The sequence below is a fragment of the Actinophytocola sp. genome, assembly GCF_036002505.1.
GTDB lineage: Bacteria > Actinomycetota > Actinomycetes > Mycobacteriales > Pseudonocardiaceae > DASYTH01.
This window is the reverse complement of the sequence record NZ_DASYTH010000120.1, coordinates 1-2,141: the sequence shown is the minus strand read 5'-3', so window position 1 is coordinate 2,141 and position 2,141 is coordinate 1. Positions and strand designations below refer to the sequence as shown.

Genomic DNA, 2,141 nt, shown 5'->3' with positions numbered 1-2,141 from the left:
CGTGCAGGAGTACGGCGAACGGGTCGACGCCCGGCTCGCTGCCTGGGGCCTGGCGTTCGAAGACCACGCCGACGCGATCACCGTCGGGACCGGCATGCACCTCAGCGCGCACTCACCGAACGCCCTCGTGCGGCGGTTCCGCACCGGCAAGCACGTAACCCCGCACGTGGTCTGGGTGGAGGGCCAACTGCCATGAAGGACTCCTTCGGGACGTTGAGTGTCCCGAAGGAGTCCTTCATGGCATTCCGACCCCACCGACCCGGGACCTTGGACTCGGCGGGCAGGGACGCTTCGCCCCTGCCCGCGGGGAACCGGCCGTGCGAGCGTGTCTCAGGTGGAGGCGATCAGCGTGAGCCGGGCCGGGTCCGAGGTCACCGTTCGGGGAACGGTGCAGGGCGTGGGGTTCCGGCCGTTCGTGTACCGCCTGGCCACCGAGCTCGGGCTGGACGGGGACGTCCGCAACGACGGCGGCGCGGTGGTGATCCGGCTCGCCGCGAGCCCGCCGGCGCTGACCGACTTCGTCACCCGGCTGCGCGCCCAGGCGCCCGAGCACGCCCGCGTCGACCAGGTCTCGATCCGTCCCGCGACCGGCCCGCTCGGCCCCGGGTTCGCGGTGCGGCACAGCACCACCGGCACCTCCGGCACCGGCGGATCCCGGGAGCTGCCGCCGGATCTCGCCACCTGCGCGGCCTGCCTGCGTGAGCTGTTCGACCCGGCCGACCGGCGGTACCGGTATCCGTTCCTGAACTGCACCGGCTGCGGGCCGCGGGCGTCCATCGTGGACGATCTGCCGTACGACCGCGCCAGCACCACGATGCGGGAGTTCCCCCTGTGCCCGCGGTGCGCGGCGGAGTACCACGATCCCGCGAACCGCCGGTTCCACGCCGAGCCCGTCGCCTGCCCCGAATGCGGGCCACGGTTGTGCTGGATCCCCTGTGGTGCCACGAATCCGTCCGCGCTCGCCGAGCGGGCCCTGGCCGCGGCGGTGGCGGTGATCGAGCACGGCGGCATCGTCGCGGTGAAGGGCCTCGGCGGCTACCAGCTCGCCTGCGACGCCGGCGACGAGACCGCCGTGGCCTGGCTGCGGGCCGGGAAAGCCCGCCCCCGCAAGGCGTTCGCCGTGATGGCGCCCGACCTCGCGACGGTCCGCCGGCTCGCCCGCACCGGCCGCACGGCCGAGCGCCTGCTCGCCTCGGCCGCGGCTCCCATCGTGCTGCTGCCCCGCCGGCCCGGCACGGCGATCGCCCCGTCGGTCGCACCCGGGCTGTCCGAGCTGGGCCTGTTCCTGCCCTACACCCCGCTGCACCACCTGCTGCTCGACGCGCTGCGCCGCCCGCTCGTGGTGACCAGCGGCAACCGGGCCGGCGAGCCGATCGTGATCGACGACCACCGGGCGGCCAGCGTCCTCGGCCCGATCTGCGACGGCGTGCTCGGCCACGACCGGCGGATCCTGGCCCGCTACGACGACTCCGTGGTCCGCGTCGTGGCCGGCCGGCCGCACATGATCCGCCGGGCCCGCGGCTACGCACCGGAACCGCTCCCCCTGCCGGTTCCCGCCACGAACCCGATCGTCGGGCTCGGCGCGCAGCTCAAACACACCGTGACGCTGGCCGTGGGTGGGCAGGCCGTGCTGGGTCCGCACACCGGAGATCTCGACGACACCGAGGCCTTCGACGCCTTCGAGCAGACGCTGCACCGGCTGTGCCGCCAGCGGAAGGCCGAGCCCCGGGTGTGCGCGCACGATCTGCATCCGGCGTACCTGTCCACCCGGTACGCCGGGCTGTGGCCCGCCGGGCACCGCGTCGGCGTGCAGCACCATCACGCGCACATCGTGGCGACCGCCGCCGAACATGGCCTGGCTGAGCCGTTCGTGGGCCTGGCGTTCGACGGGCTGGGCATGGGCGAGGACGGCACGTTCTGGGGCGGCGAGGTGCTGGTCGCGTCCTACCGGGACTACCGCCGGGTCGGCCGGTTCGGTACCGCGCCCCTGCCGGGTGGCGCGGCGGCGGTGCGGCGGCCGGCCCGGATGGCGCTGGGCTACCTGTTCGGCGCGGAGGACTGCGGCTCCGAGCCGCTGGAGTGGCCGCTGGCCGGCGACCTGCTCGAGCGGGTGGGCGACCGCGAGGCCGGCGCGGTCGCCG

1 protein-coding gene and 1 pseudogene are annotated in these 2,141 nt (G+C 74.9%); both read left to right on the top strand.

Features of this window, described 5'->3' with window-relative positions:
- Positions 1 to 196 (top strand): annotated as a pseudogene (locus VGR06_RS09865) (hypothetical protein); the annotation flags it as partial.
- Between the two features lie 129 nt (positions 197 to 325).
- Positions 326 to 2,141, top strand: a 1,816-nt coding sequence (gene hypF / locus VGR06_RS09860) for a carbamoyltransferase HypF (protein ID WP_327558689.1), incomplete at its 3' end; no start/stop codon positions are given.